Origin of the sequence: Candidatus Nitronereus thalassa (genome assembly GCF_032191465.1) — a bacterium.
Taxonomy (GTDB): Bacteria; Nitrospirota; Nitrospiria; order Nitrospirales; family UBA8639; genus Nitronereus; species Nitronereus thalassa.
This window is the reverse complement of sequence record NZ_JAQOUE010000001.1, coordinates 780327-797828: the sequence shown is the minus strand read 5'-3', so window position 1 is coordinate 797828 and position 17502 is coordinate 780327. Positions and strand designations below refer to the sequence as shown.

The window sequence follows — 17502 nt, the reverse complement described above, 5'->3', positions numbered from 1 at the left end:
GCTTAGATCCTTCACTCTGTTCAGGATGACATTGGAGGAGTTATGGCCGATTGTCTAAATATTGAAATATTTCTCAATACTCAAATAACGCTCGCCGGTATCACACAGGACTGTGACGACGTTTTTCCCAGGACCCAGTTCTTTGGCCACATGCTGTGCGGCAAAAACGTTTGCCCCAGAAGAGATGCCCACCATCAGGCCTTCTTTTTTTGCCAGAAGCTTTGTGGTCTGATATGCCTGGTCGTCAGTCACACGAATGATATCATCTAAAACCGAACGATTCAGCACTTTCGGCACGAATCCTGCCCCTATGCCTTGAATTTTATGAGGGCCGGGCTCCCCCCCAGAAAGAACTGGAGACCCTGCGGGTTCAACAGCCATAATTTTAATACCTGGATTTCGTTCTTTAAATACCTCCCCACATCCCGTGATGGTACCGCCCGTTCCGACAGCGACAACAAAGGCATCGATTTTCCCATCCATGGCCTCCCACAACTCGATCGCAGTGGTTTTTTTATGCATGGCAGGGTTTGCTGGATTCGAAAATTGGTTCGGCATAAAATAGTCAGGGTTTTGGGAAATAATGCTTTCCGCTTCCTTTATAGAGCCCTTCATCCCTTCCCAGGCTGGAGTTAAAATGAGCTGTGCCCCATAAGAAGACAGCAGGCTAGCTCGTTCCAAACTCATGCTTTCCGGCATAACCAAGATTAGTTTATAACCTCGAACTGCGGAAACCAAGGCCAGCCCGATTCCCGTATTCCCACTCGTGGGCTCGACAATGGTGCCTCCAGGTTTGAGTCGTCCCTGTCGCTCGGCCTCATCAACCATATTAAGGCAGATACGGTCTTTGACGCTTCCTCCAGGGTTATGAAATTCCACTTTCCCGAAAATGGTGGCGCCGCCCTCAGGAGACAGTCGATTCAATCGGACCAAAGGTGTGTTTCCGATGCCGTCAGTGATTTGTGAAAGGAAAGAAGTGCTCACCGGCCTCCACCCATGTAAAAGAGAAATTCCAATTTATCTCCATCTTTCACTGGGGTGGACTCCAGTTGATCCCGTTCCACAATCTGTGTGTTTAGTTCCACAGCGACCATATGGGGATCAACTTCTTTGTGCTTCAGCACCTCCATAACGTTTGTAGCCTGGATATCTTCGGGTTTACCATTAATTGTCACTTGCATAATATGCTCCATTCGTCACGCATTGGCGATAAACAAATCACGGTAACAAACTAGGCGGGATCTAGTCAAGAAGATGTGGAATTACAATAGCTTACGACAGTAAACGTGGGACGAGGTCTTTGGCCCTTCCCTGAATAGCCACATCCACGAGGTCGGAGTTAGGCGTGGGATCAAGGTTGAGTTCGATAACATAGGCCCCATGGTCTTTCGCGACGGATCCAAAAGAGGCGGCCGGGTAGACAGCGCCGGAGGTGCCGATGATAATCAAGATTTCGCATGACTGCAAGGCATCGTAACTGTTTCGAAGATCCTCAGGATTGAGTGATTCCCCAAACCACACAATATGTGGGCGCAACAAACCCTGACATGAGGGACAGTAGGGTAGGATTTCAATTGGGACATCATGATTATCAGTCACAATCCGACATGATGTACATCTCACTTTCCAAATGTTGCCGTGAATTTCAGAAAGCTTTTGAATTCCAGCAGCGGCATGGAGACCATCGACGTTTTGAGTAATTAGCCAAAAATTTTTAGCTCGTTGTTCTAATTCTGCCAACGCATGATGTCCTGGGTTCGGGCTTTTGGTGGCCAGCAATTCTCGCCGCCAATTGTACCATTGCCAGACCAACATGGGGTCGCGTTCAAAGGCTTCAGGGGAGGCCAGTTCTTCGGGCCGAAAATTTTTCCATAAGCCTTCCGCACCTCGAAATGTTGGGACGCCGCTGTCCGCGGAAATGCCGGCTCCGGTTAATACGGTGATCGATTTTGCTTGGGCTATTCGGGCTCGAATTTCAGCGAACGTGTTTTCAATGTTCATGAGGAAGGAATCTCAGAGGTGAAGCCATCGGAAAAATCTTCTGTCTCGGATACTTAGCCGGAGAATCAAATAAATCATACGGAAAGACCCTCAGGGTCTCAACTTCAAGAATACCTTAATTACTGAAATGAATATTCCGAAGAAGAAAAGAACCTAGGCGAACACCCAGTGAAGCTCCCTTTCGATGTAGTGCTAATCGCGTCAGAAAGCATTGTCGGGAATAGAAAGGATTGTTTCATTCATGGCCATGATAGTCTCTATCGCTTCCGGAAAGGGTGGCGTTGGGAAAAGTATGGTGGCGAGCAACTTGGGGTTATTGCTGGCTCGTCAAGGAAAACGCGTGGTCCTGGTGGATTTGGATATTGGGGGCGCGAACCTTCATATATTGTTCGGTCTTCTCCAGCCTCAAAAATCGTTGTCTGATTTTGTGTCGCGTAAAGTTCATTCCCTGGATGAGATTACCCTAGAAGTGGAATGGGGGGCTGGCCTTCGCCTCATTCCGGGAACAGGAGAAACATTGGCGACGGCGAATATGCCTTACGCCAAAAAACAACGACTGATTCGGCACCTTCAACTTCTTGATGCAGATATTGTGTTGTTGGATTGTCCCCCTGGCACCAGCTATCAAGCGCTCGATTTCTTTTTGCAGGGGCAAGCACAGATCGTTGTGGCCAATCCTGATCCGACTTCAGTCATCGAACTGTATCGATTCTTAAAGCTCGCAGCGATTCGAAAAGTTCTTACACGGGTATTATCACGAGACCATAGCGGAACGAAAACTTCACTGATGGAAGAAGAGTTTGTAAGTATTGAAGAAGTCCTTGCCGCCATTGGTGATGATGATCCGGCAACCAAGCAATCCGCAGAGCAAGCCCTTCGAGAATTCAGTCCCTTGTTTGTTCTCAACCGGACTACCCCGAAAAGTCGGGTATCCATTGCGTATCTGCAGCAAGTCGTGAGTAAGTTTATCGGTAGCGAATTGCTGATGTTGGGAGAAATTCCGGCCGATGAATCGGTCGAGCAATCGATCCGAATTTTTCAACCCGTGGTTGATCTGGCCCCAAAGAGTTCCGCCGCCATGGCATTAGATCAAATCATGCAACGGTTGCTGTTATACATGGCTCATCAGGATCGTGTTTTGGCCCAATTGTGCCACACGACGACCTAAGGTATGTAGGAGGCCCCAATGCATCCAGGAATTATCCCAGCGATTATGACGAGTTTGCTCCGCGCATCGGTCATCAAAAGCCAAAACTACCCTCAATTGCGTGATCAACCCATGAAGGCGAAGCGATGTCGTCCGTTGGTCAAGAGGTCCACCGCTACGACACATTCCAATCCAAACGTTAGGTAACCTGCATAGCCCAGGATGGGCATGGCGAATAGATGAAATCGATCGACAAAGGGAATTGCATACTCCCACTGTGCCGCACTGTAGATATTCCAGAGTTCCCAGAAAAAACCACAGAATAATCCCGCACAGGGTGGAATCGTCAGAACTTGCCAATGTCCTGCGTTTAAGGCCGACATGACCCTGCTCTGACTCCACAGAATCTGAAAGGTCAGTAGAATAAACAGCGGTCCTATCCATAGCATGGGAAACAGGTAATTGGGCCAGACTGCGAGGCCCACCAAACTAGAACTGCCAATGCTTCCCAAAATCCAGGAAAACTTTTTTGGTTGGGAAATATGCAAAGGGTTCAGGTACCGACATTTCGTAAATATCGAGAAGGTATACAAAAGATCGCATACACTCAGCACGGCCGGAAGCACCGTAGAAAAGGCGAGTGTGCTGTGAACAACATAGAAGGTGGCAGTCATCGGTTCTAACCCCACATAGCGCCAGTTTTGGACGAATCGATTGAGGTATTCGAAGTACCACCAAAAAAGAGCACTCCACAGAAGCAGGGAAAGAAAAAACCTCGGGTGGTCAAGGATGAGGCATCGGCCACTTCGCTGATAGGTGAGGGCGTTGAGAAGAAAGATGAACGAAATCCAGAGTGGGGTGAACGTAAGTCCCTGGAAATCTGAAAACCAAGGGAAGCGAGTCCAAGCCAATACCCAAAAGAGAAGAAGAGAGCCAAAGCTGACCCAACCCCACCAGGGAAATCGAAGGATTGGAGATAGAGGCTTAGATGTTGTGTGGGCCTTACCCCCTTTGAATAGTAAAATCAGCAAAGCCACGACCAATCCCAAAATGATTGTACTGAATATGCCAAAGATCGGCCATGAAAACGATGCGTGAATGACCGTGGAGGTCGTGGGAGGAATTTCCCATAGAGGGTCGAGCGGTTTCCCAGAAAGGAGAAATCCCAGAAATGGGAGTCCAAGCAAGGCCATAGGCACAAGGAGAAATTTGAGGGCATTCGGCAGATGATCACGCATAGGAAAATGGATAAAGCGTGATCGAGACTGGTAGAAAGGTCAAGAGAAAAAGAGGAAAGACTTGGGAATATCGGACCAAGCCTTTCCTCCTAACTTGAATGGTCAGTACGGTTCCTAATGAAAAGAATACAAACCCAAAGCAGGTGGCCTATGTTCGGCTGGTAACTTCTAAGAGATGGTACCCGAATTGGGTCTTCACCGGGCCGTGGACTTTTCCCACTTCATCATTAAAGACCACTTTGTCAAATTCCGGAACCATTTGGCCTGGACCAAATTCTCCGAGGTCACCACCCTGTTTGCCTGATGGGCAAGAGGAATGTTCTTTGGCCAAGGCCGCAAAGTCCGCACCACCTTCAATTTGGGTCTTCAAATTCTTACAGGTTTCTTCGGATGATACTAAAATATGTCGAGCTCTGGCTTTAGCCATAATCGCGCTCCTTCGGTCAAGAGTTAATAAAGAGATGGACATGAAAATGTTTGTATTCATTGCGTGTCGTGCAATGTAACGTCCTCATCCAGCTTTTGCAATCAACGGGAATCGCGAAGACTAGGTTGCCGGTGGGATTGGGGTGAGTGGAATAGGTTCCCAGGATTGGCCTCCGTTTTGTGATCGGAAGAGGCCGTCGCGGTTGGTTCCAAGATACAACACTTGAGGGTTTTGTGTGCTGATCGTGAGGGCGCGAATATTTAAATTGGTGAGGCCGGTATTCATGGCCTGCCAGGTCGTACCGCCGTCCAGGCTTTTGTGAATGCCTTCACGACTCGCCACATACAGAACATCGGGCCGGGCGGAATCCAACACGAGGTCACTCAAAAATTGATCGGGGAGGGATTCGGCAATACGTTTCCACGAGTCCCCACCGTCCGTCGTTTTGTACAGACCTTTGAGTGTAGCGGTGTACACCGTCTTGGGGTGATGGGGGTCGATTTTTATTTTGACCACACTCAAGGCTCGGGATGATTTCAGAACATCCGGGGGGACGAGCCCATTATTGACTTTGGTCCAAATTTTGGCGCCATCTATCGATCGGTAGACGCCGCCGCTCGTTCCTGCAAACAGGGTTTGCGGTTGATTCGGATCAATATCCACGGATACCACCATCAGCACTTCGATCATCCCTTCCATCCGTTTGATCCAATTGTGCCCTCCATTTTCTGTTTCAAACACACCCATCGAGGTGGCGGCAAACAGATGCTCGCTTGATCCCGGAACAAATTTCAGTTCATGGACGACTGAAGTAATGGTCACACCGCCTAATCCCGTGCTCATGGAGCGCCATTCTTGCCCACCACTGAAACTTTTGAAGACGGCATCGCCTTTGGTCCCTGCATAGACATTGGCGGGGAGCAACGGATCGACGGCTAAAGAAATCACGCGGGAGTGGGTCATGCCTTGCGAAATGTTTTCCCAGGTCTTCCCTTCATCGCGGGATTTGAAAATATAGTCGTTGGTCGCCAGGTAAATGATATTGGGCTTCGTCGGGTGAAGGGCAATCTCAACTACGGCCTCTCCGCTCCCACATGCGTTGAGAAGGAGAAAAAAGAGTAGGCCAACTATTGTGGTCATTAAGCGCGTGGCGAACATAGCGGCCCGAGCATAGCGGGCACAGGGGGCAAACTCAACTCCAGTCACTTATTGCAGATTGCTCGTTTGCTGAAAAATGCGGAAAACAATTGGTTACTGTAGTTCTCGTCGCTAGCGACCCCCAAAGAGCATCAAGTGGCCCGTTTATTCCTCGCAAAGGGCCATCGATGACTTGGTTGGACGGGAGGAATTTTTATTGTTCTGCAGGCTTCTTCACTGGAGGTGGCGGTGGAGTGATGGTTGGTAGTTCGGAGACAGAAGCTTTTGCTGAACGTTCATAGATGGCCATGGCTTCGGGCATCCATTCCTGTAAATCCTTGATGCGGGTTTCATTGGCAGGATGGGTAGAGAGAAATTCAGGCGGCGCGCCCTGCGATGCCTGTGCCATTCGTTGCCAGAGTCGGACGGATTCCCGAGGGTCATAGCCAGCTTCCGCTGCCAAAAGCAATCCAATATAGTCTGCCTCCGATTCATGACTCCGGCTAAAAGGAAGTAAGACTCCTACTTGAGTACCAAGACCTAAAGCTTGCATGGCCAATTGGCCCGAGACACCACCTCCACCGAGAAGTATGGAGGCAGTTTGCAGACCAACCTGAGCCGCTAAGTTTTGGCTCATTCTCTCAGCTCCATGTCGGGCCAAAGCGTGAACCACTTCGTGACCCATAATGGCTGCGAGCCCATTTTCATTTTTAGCCTCGGGGAAAATACCAGTATAAAAGGCAATTTTCCCGCCGGGTAGTGCCCAGGCATTTTTGGTTCCATCATCTTTGATGACGTTTACTTCCCAGTTAAAGCTTTTGGCCCGTTCAGCGTATTTTGATTTCTTTGCTGCTGCAATAATTCGGTGAGCGACCCGTCGCACCGGATCCACTTCATCCGGATTGTTGGATATTTGAACTTTTGGATCGCCAAGAACTTGAGCGTACGATTGTTCGCCCATCTGGACTTCCTGGCCTTCGGAAATCATGAGAAACTGTGAACGGTCGGTGTAGGGGTTACTGGCACATCCCGTTGTCACCAAAAATACTGCCGAAAGAACGATGCTAATACGAGATGTGGCGGAGGGTATCATCTTTTAAGGAATTGGGGTTTGCTTTGTCTATCGGCCCACTTTACGATTCTGGAATGGAAATGTCGAGTTCCTGAACCTTGTCATAACTGGCCAACGCTGGGGCCGTGCCTTGCCGAGGACCGACCACTAAGATAACAAATTGCTCAGGCTTAATATGCTGTTGTGTGGCCCGTCGCACCTGTTCGGTCGTGACGCGTTCGATACCATTGCGGAATCGGGTCATCCAGTCTGCGGGATAATCATAGTATTCATATGTGAGAAGTTTTCCCATCACCTTGCTGGGCGAATCCACCGAAAAGACGAAGGAGTTGAGGAGGCTTGCTTTCGCGTTTCGGACCTCTTCTTCTGTCGGAGGCTCGGTTTTTCTGATTTTATGGGCTTCTTTGATTAGGGCCTCGATGCCCGCCTGAGTGGTTTCGGTTTTTGTCGACATCGAGAAATTAGCAGATGCAGGATAGTCCCATCCAAAGCCGACGCCGCCATGCACATCGTAGGCAAGTCCTTTCTTTGAACGGATGTTGGAAAACAACCGTGCACCGAATGATCCGGATAAGATTTGGTTGGTAATGACCACCGAATGGTAATCGGGATGCATGCGAATAAGTCCCATGTGGCCCATGATGATTTTGGCTTGGGTCATGTCGTTCTTTTCCACATAGTAGACACCAGGCTCAATGGTGGTTTGATAAGGCACTTCGGGGGCCGTGAATTCGGGTCCCTTGGGCCACTGGCCAAATACCTGTTTCACAAGGTTAAGGGCTTCGGATGTCTTGAAATCGCCCACGAGCCCGAGGATCATTCGATTGGGGTGATAGTATTGTTGATGCCAGTTCAGAAGGTCTTCTCGAGTAATGCCTCCGACCGTGGCGTACGTTTCTTGAGTGGCATAGGGGGAGTCCTTGCCATAGATCAGTTTGGCAAATTCCCGCCTGACAATCCCATCAGGATTGTCGTTCTGTCTGGCGATCCCGGCCATAAGCTGATTTTTGGCAATGGCCAATTTATCCTCAGCAAAACTGGGGTTTCGTAAGACATCGACAAAGACTTGCAGAACTTCTTCAAAATCCTCAATAAGGCAATTCATCGATGCGGTTCCGGCGGTGGTGTTAATGGCAGTTTCGATGGATGCGGCCTTGCCTTCAAGGTAATCATCCAATTCATCGCCTGGCCGCGTTTTAGTTCCGCCACTCCGCATGACGGTTCCCGTCAATCCGGCTAATCCAATTTTCTCTTTGGGTTCAAGTCTCGCTCCAGTCCGGATTCTTGCCGAGAGGGAAACAATGGGCAATTCATGATCTTCCAACAGCAGAACGACGAGGCCATTATCTAAGACGACGCGCGTTGGGGTCGGGATCTTGATTTCAGGGAGGGGAGGATAATTAAGCTGTTCGACTCGTTCCACTTGGGCCCAGGCAGGTGCTGCCAGAAGGGCAACGGTGACTAGCACCAAGCCGAGGATATGGGATTGACGTTTTTTCATGGTTGTGTTGGCCTTCTATGTACTTTAATTCCTAATGGGTTTGAGTGGCCGGGGAGGGTGGTTCGGCCGTTTCGATTTGTGCCACCACTCGGTTGGAGGCGTGAAAGGTTTGCTTCGCAACCCGGCGAATATCTTCCTTGGTGACTTTGTCAAAACGTTCGATATATCGAAACAGTTCACGCCAATCCCCGAAAAGTGTGTGATAGTCGGTCAAGCTCATGGCGAGTCCTAAGTTACTTTTTAAGGAATAAATTAAATTGGCCTTGGCGCGTGTTCTAAATTTGGACAATTCTTCATCCGTAACATCTTCGTTTTTTAACCGTTCGAGTTCTTCTCGGATGGCTTGTTGAATGGTAACATTCTCAACACCTCGACCCGGCACGGCATAGGCCACCCAAAGATGTGGGTATTTTTCGCCAGGGTATGCACCATAGGCGCCGGCAGCCACGGCAATCTTTTTATCGCGAACCAACGAACGATAAAACCGGGAGGTTCGCCCGTTGGTCAGAATGTCATCGATGGCGTCAAATACGGGTTGGTCCTCATGGGTAATGGATGGCTTATGATAGCCTTCTAGGTAAAAGGGCTGAGAGGGATCTTGAAGAGTAATAATTTTTTCAGCAATGGACGGGGGCTCTACGGTACGAAGCTTCGGTGATGGGGGGGCGGCAGGGATTCGTCCAAAATATTTTTCCAAAAGTGGGATTAACGTCTTTGGATGAATGTCGCCGACAATGGCGGTTACCATATTCGTGGGGACATAATAGGTGCGATAAAAATCCCGGGCATCGGTCATCGTGTACGATTGAATATCGCTCGCGTACCCAATCACGGGATGATGATACGGATGTGCGGTGAAGGAAGTCGCCGTGAATTGCTCGAGCAGACGGCCTACGGGGCGGCTTTCGGTGCGCATGCGGCGCTCCTCCATGACGACATCCCGTTCTTCGTAAAATTCCCGAAAGACGGGCTCTAGAAAACGTTCGGATTCAAGATACGCGAATAATTCGACTTTGTTTGAGGGTAGTGCGTAAAAATATCCGGTGACGTCGGCGCTCGTGAAGGCATTAAGCGAGACTCCGCCTTCGCGTTCGATGATATCACCAAACTCATTTTTCTTGACGTATTGTGAGGCGGCTTTTTGTTTATCTTTAAACGCATTGAAGAGTTGTGCAACGTGGGCTGGGTCGGCTTGTGGATCGAACTTGGCTTGCTGATAGATGAGGTAGGCTTCCTCCAGTTGTTTTAATGCGAGCTTTTCTTTTTCGTAATCCTTGGTGCCGAGTCGCGGGGTGCCTTTAAACGCCATATGTTCGAACATATGGGCCAGTCCGGTCACCCCGGCGCCTTCTTGAGCCGACCCGACATCTACCCTCGTCATGAAGGCAAAGACTGGTGCCACCGGACGTTCGACCAGAATAAATTTCCACCCATTTTTTAGGGTATGTTCTGTCACTCGCTGTTCAAATGCTTCGAGGCTTTGACTCCATGCCGAGGCAGGGACAGTCAGAAGGGTAAAGAAGAGAAGGCCATATTTGAAAACATTGATGCACGAGGCGCGGAGAATTTTGTACGTTGAACGATTTTGAGTTGTTGTAGTCATCATGATCTTATCCTAACCAGCACCTAGGGGAGTTGCAAGAGATCGAGTAGAAGGTAGAGTCCGGTGTTTTGTTGAGAAGTCACTGGTCATACCTGATTCGTGAAACGTGAAGCGGAGAAGAAATTCACCTCTTTTTTTCAACGCATCACGTCTCACGCTTCAGGTGTGACGCATATTTATGGCGTAGAGTTTTTCGCGAGGGATTGACATTCCCCGCGGGTCATGTAGAGCAAGTAATTGCCCATGCCCCAGGCTTCGGTTTTCTGTTGGAGTGGTCGGTGATGAACCAAGACCATCTCGTAATCCTCTTTGGTACTGACTGAAAAGCCTTGCTCATCGGCATAGACCTGATGCATGGGGAACTCAATCAGGGTGCCGTCTTGGGTAACCTTTGGCACGGTCCGCAATAACGTTTTATTTTGCGTTCGATTTTCTAAGGCGATGAGAAGCGCACCATTATGGCCATGGGGGTAGGCGAACTTCACGCATCCATCGACTAAGAATCGCAACGGGGAGGTATTCACTTGCACGCCTGGTTGGATGCTGATGCCTTCATCACTTTGGTTGACTGGTCGTTGATCGAATTTGCTAAAGCACACCACGTTGACCCCGACTTGGTAGACTTCGAGGGGCGCCATGTTGGCACCCTGAGGGGCGGTATACATGGTAAATCGTGCGTACACATTCTTTGTTGGTGGGACCTTATGATAAAACGCGACCAGCGTCATAAGTTTATGAGCGGGATCAAGTTTCACACCATGGCCGGTTGGGAAACGCGTATCCGTCATTTCCATGCCAGCGCCAGCCATGAATAACGGTTCCCCCGGGCAAGAGATGCTCGGTTCATCCATATCCAACAATAACAAGTGATGAAGGTACTCTTTGGGGAGGGCCCCGCCTTCTTTGGTAAAGACTTCGGCTTTGTACCCCGTCATATACCGAAGTTCCGGCATATTGAAAAAGTGTTTAGGCATACTGGCAGCCAAGTCACCTTCATGGCCGGCAGGCAAATCAATTGGTCCGAAGGTGATGGTCACCTGATCTTTTTCCATGGACACCACAGTGTTGGCTTTATTTAACGTGGGAACCTGATGATGGTCGTGGCTTTTTTCGTGTGCCACGGCAATAGAGTTTGTGAGGAACAGGCAGGTGAGCCCGATTATGAGTTGACGCATTCAAATTCTCCTTCTTGACGGAATGTAAAGAAACTTATTGATTCTGATGTTGGTCATGGGTTGGTGTACTCAGTGGTTCTGATTGTGGGGCATGCCCTACCGTCGGTCCAATGCGGGTAAACAGGTATGAACCACCATGCATCCGCGGTGGGATGTTTTTATGTTCTTCAACTCGGGTGTACCACCACACTCCTTCAGCGGTCATGAAATCTTCTGACAGGAGCACTTCAAATTCCCCTTCGCGGTCATTGCCTTTTTGTGCCCAGGTCCCAGACCACAGCCGACCATCGAGTTCTGTCGTAGTGAACGTTCCTTGTTCATGGGTATAGGGGCCGTTACCTTGTTCGTCGAGTGTGGCCTGATAGGTTTTGTCTTCTTCTTGAATTTCCCAGATCCCAGCTAGGGTCAGCGGTTTTGGTGGCTCCTGGGATTTCGGCGTTGCAGGCAAATTCGCGGGGATTGGCGAGGTGGTTTGAAGAGGTTTTTGCATGCTCTCATGCCAATTGACCAATTGCCACGTACCCTGTTGTCGTTCCAGGACGCCAGTTTCTCGCAAGGGAATGACCTTGGTGGCAAGGCCGTCTTGGGTGCGAGTGACACGAGTGTAATCTAATTCTAAGGCAAACCACGCAATGTCACCTCGTTGGGTGACCTGAAGATGCGTAATGGGAATTTTAATTTCTACCGTATCACGAAACTCTGTTTCCATGACTTTGGCAAACTCTTCCCAGCCGATAAACTTACGCCCGCCAATAGTATAGCCGAGTGCATGAGGATCTCCCCCCATGAATCGTTTCATCGTGGCCAGATCCTTCTTCGCATTGGCTTCGACCAAGAGTCGAATCACGACTTCCGGATTATCAACATCTGCAAGGTTTGGGAGAGTCTGCGCATTCAGCGAAGAATTAGGACCTCCCAAGGACATCGAAATGAGGAGCAAAAGAAAAACAGGAAGACGCATGTAGGATATTGGACTAGTCAATGGTCGATTCGGGTAATTGTTGAAAATCAGAAACGTGCGGAATTTTGCACATTGCGGAAATCGATTGTACGAAGGGCTATTTAGCAGATGACGTTGCTGGGAGCATAGAGCTTGGTCTCCATTTCGTCAAGGGAAAACCCTCACGTGGGCGCCGTGATATGTGTCACCATTATCGCATTAAGTAAATTGACTAAATAGGCTAATCCTTGCCTAGTCACGCCATCGTCCTTTTTTCTGCATTTTACTGGATTACTTCGGAATTTGCAGGAGGAGGTAGGCTGACGCCTAACCCTGGGTTGTACCAGGGTTGCAAGTAGGAGCAACGGTAAGTATAGCCGCCTTTCACCGGATCGGTTTCCAAGAGTAAGGGTGTGTCAAGGTCCAAGTATTCGATCCCGCCAAATCCTAGTACCAAGCTGAACGAGCATCCCATGGTAATCCGGGTTTCTAACATCCCACCTATCATCAGCTTTAGATCAGATTGTTTTGCCAGAGTCACAATGTCCAAGGTTTCCAGGACTCCACTTTTTGTGATTTTTAAATTAATGAAGTTGGCGGCCTTGTGCTGAATAACGAGTTGCGCATCGGACACCGTTTGCACAGATTCATCAGCTGCTATGGGAATATGGTACGTTTGGCTTAACCAGGCAGCGCCTTCGAGGTCGTCTTTGGGGAGTGGTTGTTCTAAGATTTCAATGATTCCGCCAACTTTTTTCACACCTTCAATAAACGTGGCAGCGGCGTCCCGAGTAAACCCCTGATTGGGATCAACCAAAAACGTGACATCCGGGAGCGATTGGTGAAGGGTTTCTATGCGTTGAATATCTTTATCCACGTCATGGCCCACTTTCATTTTGAATAGGCGAAAGCCACGTTCATACCACTCTTGTCCAAGAGTCAACGTTCGTGCTGGATTGCAGATGGGAATCGTGATGTCGGTTTCCCGCTCTCGAACATCCGCGCCACCCCACAAGGTCCACAGTGGAATACCCGCTGATCGACATAGGGCATCCAAAACGGCAGTTTCCATCCCACAACGTGTTGCGGGAAAATTGGGTGCATAATTCTGAAACTGCTGTGCTAGACGCCGGTATTGATAAACCGAGGTACCAAGGAGTGAGTTGGCCAATGATTGCGCCGTTTTCAAGCTGTCGGTGACCGTTTCACCTGTGATATCCGTAAACGGCGCGATTTCGCCGAAGCCTACCGACCCATCGCGCAAGGTAAGTTTGACAATTATATTTTGAGCCGTATTCAACTGCCCAGTTGCTACAACAAAGGGATCAGTCGTGGGAATGTCCAGAGTCCAGAGTTGGATTTTTGTGATGGCCGTGCGGTCGAGGGAGGTCATTAAAATATCAGTCGATCAGCCATGCCGATCATTTTCCCAAGGTAGAGCCGTATTGGAGTAGCCGCGCACTTCCCAAAACCCCTTTTGATCTTTCTGCGCGAAGGAGATCTTCTTGATCCATTTCGCACCCTTCCAGGCATACCGTTTTGGAATAATCATCCGAACGGGCCCGCCATGGTTACGGGTTAGTGGGCGATGGTTCCAGGTATGCACGAGAAAGACGTCATCGTCATTGCATACGGAAAGGGGAAGGTTGGTGGTGTAATCATCATACGATTCAAAGAGCACATATTTGGCTTCGGGTTTCGGCTGTACTACACTGAGCAAATGCCGGAAACTCACCCCCAGCCATTCCATATCGAACTGACTCCAGGAGGTGACGCAATGAAAATCCGAAGTAAATGGTTGTTGGGGTTGGGCTTGATACTCATCCCAGTTCCACGTGATGGGGTTGGTCACTAATCCATCTACGGTAAGTTTCCAATCCTCGAGCTTTACGTCAGGTTTGTATCCTAAATCTAATACTGGCCAGTTGTTGACGATATGTTGACCTGGTGGAAGACGAGGGTCATCGGAGTATTCATCAACCTCACGACAACTAAATTCTCGTCGATGTTGGGCCATCTTTTGTTTGGCTTGAATGGTTTTTTCATTATATTCCATGATATTGCCTCCGTGAATGGCAGTATCCCACAAGGAAGGCACCCGAACCAAGAGGTTTTCAATTGTCTTGACCATTGGTGAAGTTTTAATGAAGTCAGGGGCGTTTGAAATTATTCCATTGTTGAAATGAAGGGGGTACCTTTTCTTATTTTTAGAAAAATTGAACATGACACAAGCTCAATTTCCAGATGAACAAACTGAAGAAGGGGCCTTCAAACGTCAGAACGATGCCTTTCGTGATTGGGTGACGGCGGATAAGAGTTCCGGGTACTGCGCAGAAAAGGGGCGATATCATTTATATGTATCTTTGGCCTGTCCCTGGGCCCACCGCACGATTATCGTGCGAAAATTGAAAGGTCTCGAAGATGTGATCGGGATGACAGTGGTCGACCCCATTCGTGACGATGAAAGCGGGTGGGCCTTTAGGGAGGGCCCGGTCCATACCAAAGATCCGATCAACGGATTTCAATTTTTGCGTGAGGCCTATCTTGCGACAGATCCCCACTATCGTGGGCGTGTGACGGTTCCCGTGTTATGGGATACGAACACGAAGCGGATTGTGAGTAATTCCGACGATGACTTAATGCGCATGCTCAATAGCGCCTTTAACCAATTTACCAACGAGAATCTGGATTTGTATCCAGAACCGCAGCGTGAAGAAATCGACCGTCTTAATGAGGATATTTACGAAAATGTGAATGATGGTGTGTATCGAGCCGGGTTTTCGACTTCTCAGGCCATCTACGAATCTGCAGTGAGAAGACTGTTCGATGCCCTAGATCGACTGGAATCTCGCCTGGCAAATCAACGCTATCTGTTCGGCCCAACGCCTCTCGAATCAGATTGGCGATTGTTTGTGACGTTGATTCGGTTCGACGCTGTGTACCATGGACACTTTAAATGTAACCTCCGACGCATCGTCGATTACCCCAATCTTTTCGGATACATTAAAGATTTATACCAACACGATGGCGTAGCCGAAACCGTGAATTTTGATCATATCAAACGGCACTATTACGTCACCCACCATGACATCAATCCTACCCGCATTGTTCCATTAGGTCCTGAACAAGACCTCTGGTCGCCTCATGGCCGAGACCATTTAGGATAAAATTCCAAATAACCTGAGGCAGGGATTTAGGTTATGAGGATTGGGTGAATTGTGCTGGGGATTAAATGAAAGTAATTAAGTCTTTGAAAATAAATGTGCCTGATCCACGCCGTGGGTTTCGACGACGTTGAGACCCTTGGCATCAACAAGGCGGCCGCTGATTTTGGCGTTTTTCATCCGTAAGGTCCAAGGAGTATTCAGAATTGCCCCTTCCTCAATAAACAATTGCGGAGTTCTCAATTCCCCGTCTACCTTTGCCGTGCTCCGGAGTTTGACATTGTCTTTGGCGGTGATGTCGCCAATGATTGTTCCTTCGCTTTCAACTGACCGAGCTTTCACTCGGGCTTCAATCATGGCGTGATTTCCAACGAGCAACGAACCTTTAGTCGTAATCTTCCCTTCAAAGCGACCGTCAACGCGGATGTTTCCATGATTGACGATCGTGCCTTTGCATTCGACCCCTTCCCCAAAAAACGCCACGATTTCATCGGCCGATCGTCGGCGTGGCGCACCCTTAGACCCCTTGGCGGTCCGGTTCACTGACCGACCTCGGGCCTGGTTTTGCCTGAGGAAAGACGGATTTTTAATTTCGCTTGAAGTACTCATGCGTAATAATTTGTTCTCCGATGAATGGTGTTCGCATTGCGTGGGGTTGAATACCCTTTGGCCTAGGCAAAGCGGTATCCCCAGCATTCCTTTATCGGAAGTTTGTCAATATATATTAAATTTTTCCCCCTTCTGCTTCTTTCGCTCAACCTCTTTACAATTTTGAGATATTTTCTGTGGTCGGGAGTAGATAGTCCATTTTTTTCTAATTTGGCTGGTTCTGATTTTCTTCAATGGGAAAGGAATGTAGGAGCATCGGTGTTAGTCAGGTAGCTTGACTTGGTCGGGGTAGAGGTAGATGGTATCTTTCGAAAATCTGATTGTTTGGAGGGCTATGTTAACGCTATTGGGATTGTGAGGCTTGCAAGCAGGCGAGGACGAGGTTCATGCCAATTGCGACCATGGCGTTTCGGCGGTGTGTGGTCAATTCACCGTCCTATGGCAGTGATGAAGAGCATGTCATCACGCGCATTTTCTTCGATTTGCAAGTCAGAGATGCTGCGTATGCCAATCTTTGTGTAGATGTCCGGCAATTAGTTCGTGAAGGGGCAGAGACTGAACCGCTGTTGGTGTCGCGTCCCGAGGGATATGAGGGGCCCTTGAATATTCCGGTGTTTCAAGGCCTCGTGGAATTTTATTATCGCCAAGCCGTAGGCGAAAAATGGGGTATGTTTGGGAATACTGGCATTCGCATGCGTCTGGAAGATTGGGTGATTGAATACGAAATGCTCGTGCAATTCGAAGTGTCAGATGAGGAAAATAGCCTGGAAGTGGGGACCTAACTCCGAAAGAATCTTTTTAAATCCTTCCTGCTAGGCCCTGTTCTCATAGAAAGCTATCGGCTTCATCCTTCCTAACTTTTGGTCAAGGCCTGTTTTATCCCGGTGACAATCTGATCGGATAACGGTTTGAGCCCTGGGCGATATCGGGCAATCACTTGACCTTGTCGATCCACTAAAAATTTTTGAAAGTTCCATTCAATGTCGCCTGGGAATGGGCTCCGTTGCGTGAGGTACTGATAGAGCGGATGGGTATCATCGCCTTTCACACTGATTTTACTAAACAGCGGAAAATCCAAGGCATACTTCGTATAGCAGAAGGATTTAATTTCCTCATCGGTGCCCGGCTCTTGCTGTCCAAAATTATTGGCGGGAAACGCCAAAATCTCGAAACCTTGTTCCCGGTATTGTTCATACAGCGTTTGCAATCCATCATATTGAGGAGTGTTGCCACAAAAACTCGCGGTGTTGACAAGTAGTAATACTTTTCCCTGAAAACGCTTGAGATCTACCGGATGGCCATCAATGTCATTGAGAGTAAATTTATAGACCGGAGCCATGGATGCCTGCTGGTTAGCAGTTTGTGACGTCTCATGAGATTCCATTGAGTATCCTTGTTTGCAGCTAAGGGTGAGCCCGAGAACGAGCATGGCTGAAAGGCCAAACGCGAGATGCCGTGATGTCATATTCATGAGAGCACTCCTTTTCG

At 48.8% G+C, this 17502-nt stretch carries 18 protein-coding genes; 3 read left to right on the top strand and 15 right to left on the bottom strand.

Annotated features, from left to right (window positions below):
- Positions 1-54: 54 nt before the first annotated feature.
- The 3 genes from cysK to PPG34_RS03760 form a co-directional block, all read right to left on the bottom strand.
- The gene (gene cysK, locus PPG34_RS03770) at positions 55-984 is read right to left on the bottom strand and encodes a cysteine synthase A (protein ID WP_313831804.1); all 930 of its coding nucleotides are present in this window, start codon (positions 982-984) and stop codon (positions 55-57) included.
- Positions 981-1181 carry a sulfur carrier protein ThiS gene (gene thiS, locus PPG34_RS03765; protein ID WP_313831803.1) on the bottom strand — a complete coding sequence of 67 codons (201 nt, stop codon included), beginning with the start codon at positions 1179-1181 and terminating at the stop codon, positions 981-983. The genes cysK and thiS overlap by 4 nt, the downstream gene beginning before the upstream one ends.
- Before the next feature lie 91 nt (positions 1182-1272).
- Positions 1273-2001, bottom strand: a complete 729-nt coding sequence (locus tag PPG34_RS03760; protein ID WP_313831802.1) for an SIR2 family NAD-dependent protein deacylase — start codon at positions 1999-2001, stop codon at positions 1273-1275.
- A gap of 241 nt (positions 2002-2242) precedes the next feature.
- Between PPG34_RS03760 and PPG34_RS03755 the strand changes: the two genes are divergently transcribed.
- Positions 2243-3169 (top strand): P-loop NTPase, encoded by a 927-nt coding sequence (locus PPG34_RS03755; protein ID WP_313831801.1) that lies wholly within the window; start codon positions 2243-2245, stop codon positions 3167-3169.
- Between the two features lie 104 nt (positions 3170-3273).
- On the opposite strand, the gene PPG34_RS03750 is transcribed toward PPG34_RS03755, so the two are convergent.
- From PPG34_RS03750 to PPG34_RS03705, 10 genes are all read right to left on the bottom strand, one after another.
- Complete coding sequence (locus tag PPG34_RS03750; protein ID WP_313831800.1) at positions 3274-4386, bottom strand: hypothetical protein; 1113 nt, start codon at positions 4384-4386, stop codon at positions 3274-3276.
- 148 nt (positions 4387-4534) lie between these two features.
- Positions 4535-4813, bottom strand: a complete 279-nt coding sequence (locus PPG34_RS03745; protein ID WP_313831799.1) for a peptidylprolyl isomerase — start codon at positions 4811-4813, stop codon at positions 4535-4537.
- A gap of 120 nt (positions 4814-4933) precedes the next feature.
- The gene (locus tag PPG34_RS03740) at positions 4934-6019 is read right to left on the bottom strand and encodes a WD40/YVTN/BNR-like repeat-containing protein (RefSeq protein WP_313831798.1); all 1086 of its coding nucleotides are present in this window, start codon (positions 6017-6019) and stop codon (positions 4934-4936) included.
- 145 nt (positions 6020-6164) lie between these two features.
- Positions 6165-6911: a M48 family metallopeptidase gene (locus PPG34_RS03735; protein ID WP_313831797.1), complete on the bottom strand. Its 747-nt coding sequence runs from the start codon at positions 6909-6911 to the stop codon at positions 6165-6167.
- A 172-nt stretch (positions 6912-7083) separates the two neighbouring features.
- Complete coding sequence (locus tag PPG34_RS03730; protein WP_313831796.1) at positions 7084-8523, bottom strand: M16 family metallopeptidase; 1440 nt, start codon at positions 8521-8523, stop codon at positions 7084-7086.
- Between the two features lie 31 nt (positions 8524-8554).
- Positions 8555-10129 (bottom strand): M16 family metallopeptidase, encoded by a 1575-nt coding sequence (locus tag PPG34_RS03725; RefSeq protein ID WP_313831795.1) that lies wholly within the window; start codon positions 10127-10129, stop codon positions 8555-8557.
- Between the two features lie 173 nt (positions 10130-10302).
- A complete protein-coding gene (locus PPG34_RS03720; protein WP_313831794.1) occupies positions 10303-11301 on the bottom strand; it encodes a hypothetical protein in 999 nt (332 codons plus the stop codon).
- A 34-nt stretch (positions 11302-11335) separates the two neighbouring features.
- The gene (locus PPG34_RS03715) at positions 11336-12262 is read right to left on the bottom strand and encodes a nuclear transport factor 2 family protein (RefSeq protein ID WP_313831793.1); all 927 of its coding nucleotides are present in this window, start codon (positions 12260-12262) and stop codon (positions 11336-11338) included.
- A 262-nt stretch (positions 12263-12524) separates the two neighbouring features.
- Complete coding sequence (locus tag PPG34_RS03710; protein ID WP_313831792.1) at positions 12525-13634, bottom strand: mandelate racemase/muconate lactonizing enzyme family protein; 1110 nt, start codon at positions 13632-13634, stop codon at positions 12525-12527.
- Positions 13635-13649: 15 nt separating this feature from the next.
- Positions 13650-14297 carry a molybdopterin-dependent oxidoreductase gene (locus PPG34_RS03705; RefSeq protein ID WP_313831791.1) on the bottom strand — a complete coding sequence of 216 codons (648 nt, stop codon included), beginning with the start codon at positions 14295-14297 and terminating at the stop codon, positions 13650-13652.
- Between the two features lie 166 nt (positions 14298-14463).
- On the opposite strand from PPG34_RS03705, the gene PPG34_RS03700 reads away from it, so the two are divergent.
- Positions 14464-15408 (top strand): glutathione S-transferase family protein, encoded by a 945-nt coding sequence (locus tag PPG34_RS03700; RefSeq protein WP_313831790.1) that lies wholly within the window; start codon positions 14464-14466, stop codon positions 15406-15408.
- 75 nt (positions 15409-15483) lie between these two features.
- Here PPG34_RS03700 and PPG34_RS03695 read toward each other — a convergent pair whose 3' ends face one another.
- Positions 15484-16014 carry a bactofilin family protein gene (locus tag PPG34_RS03695; RefSeq protein WP_313831789.1) on the bottom strand — a complete coding sequence of 177 codons (531 nt, stop codon included), beginning with the start codon at positions 16012-16014 and terminating at the stop codon, positions 15484-15486.
- Positions 16015-16400: 386 nt separating this feature from the next.
- On the opposite strand from PPG34_RS03695, the gene PPG34_RS03690 reads away from it, so the two are divergent.
- Positions 16401-16796, top strand: coding sequence for a hypothetical protein (locus PPG34_RS03690; RefSeq protein ID WP_313831788.1), 396 nt, complete (start codon positions 16401-16403; stop codon positions 16794-16796).
- A 71-nt stretch (positions 16797-16867) separates the two neighbouring features.
- Here PPG34_RS03690 and PPG34_RS03685 read toward each other — a convergent pair whose 3' ends face one another.
- A complete protein-coding gene (locus PPG34_RS03685) occupies positions 16868-17485 on the bottom strand; it encodes a glutathione peroxidase (protein ID WP_420888059.1) in 618 nt (205 codons plus the stop codon).
- Between the last annotated feature and the right edge of the window lie 17 nt (positions 17486-17502).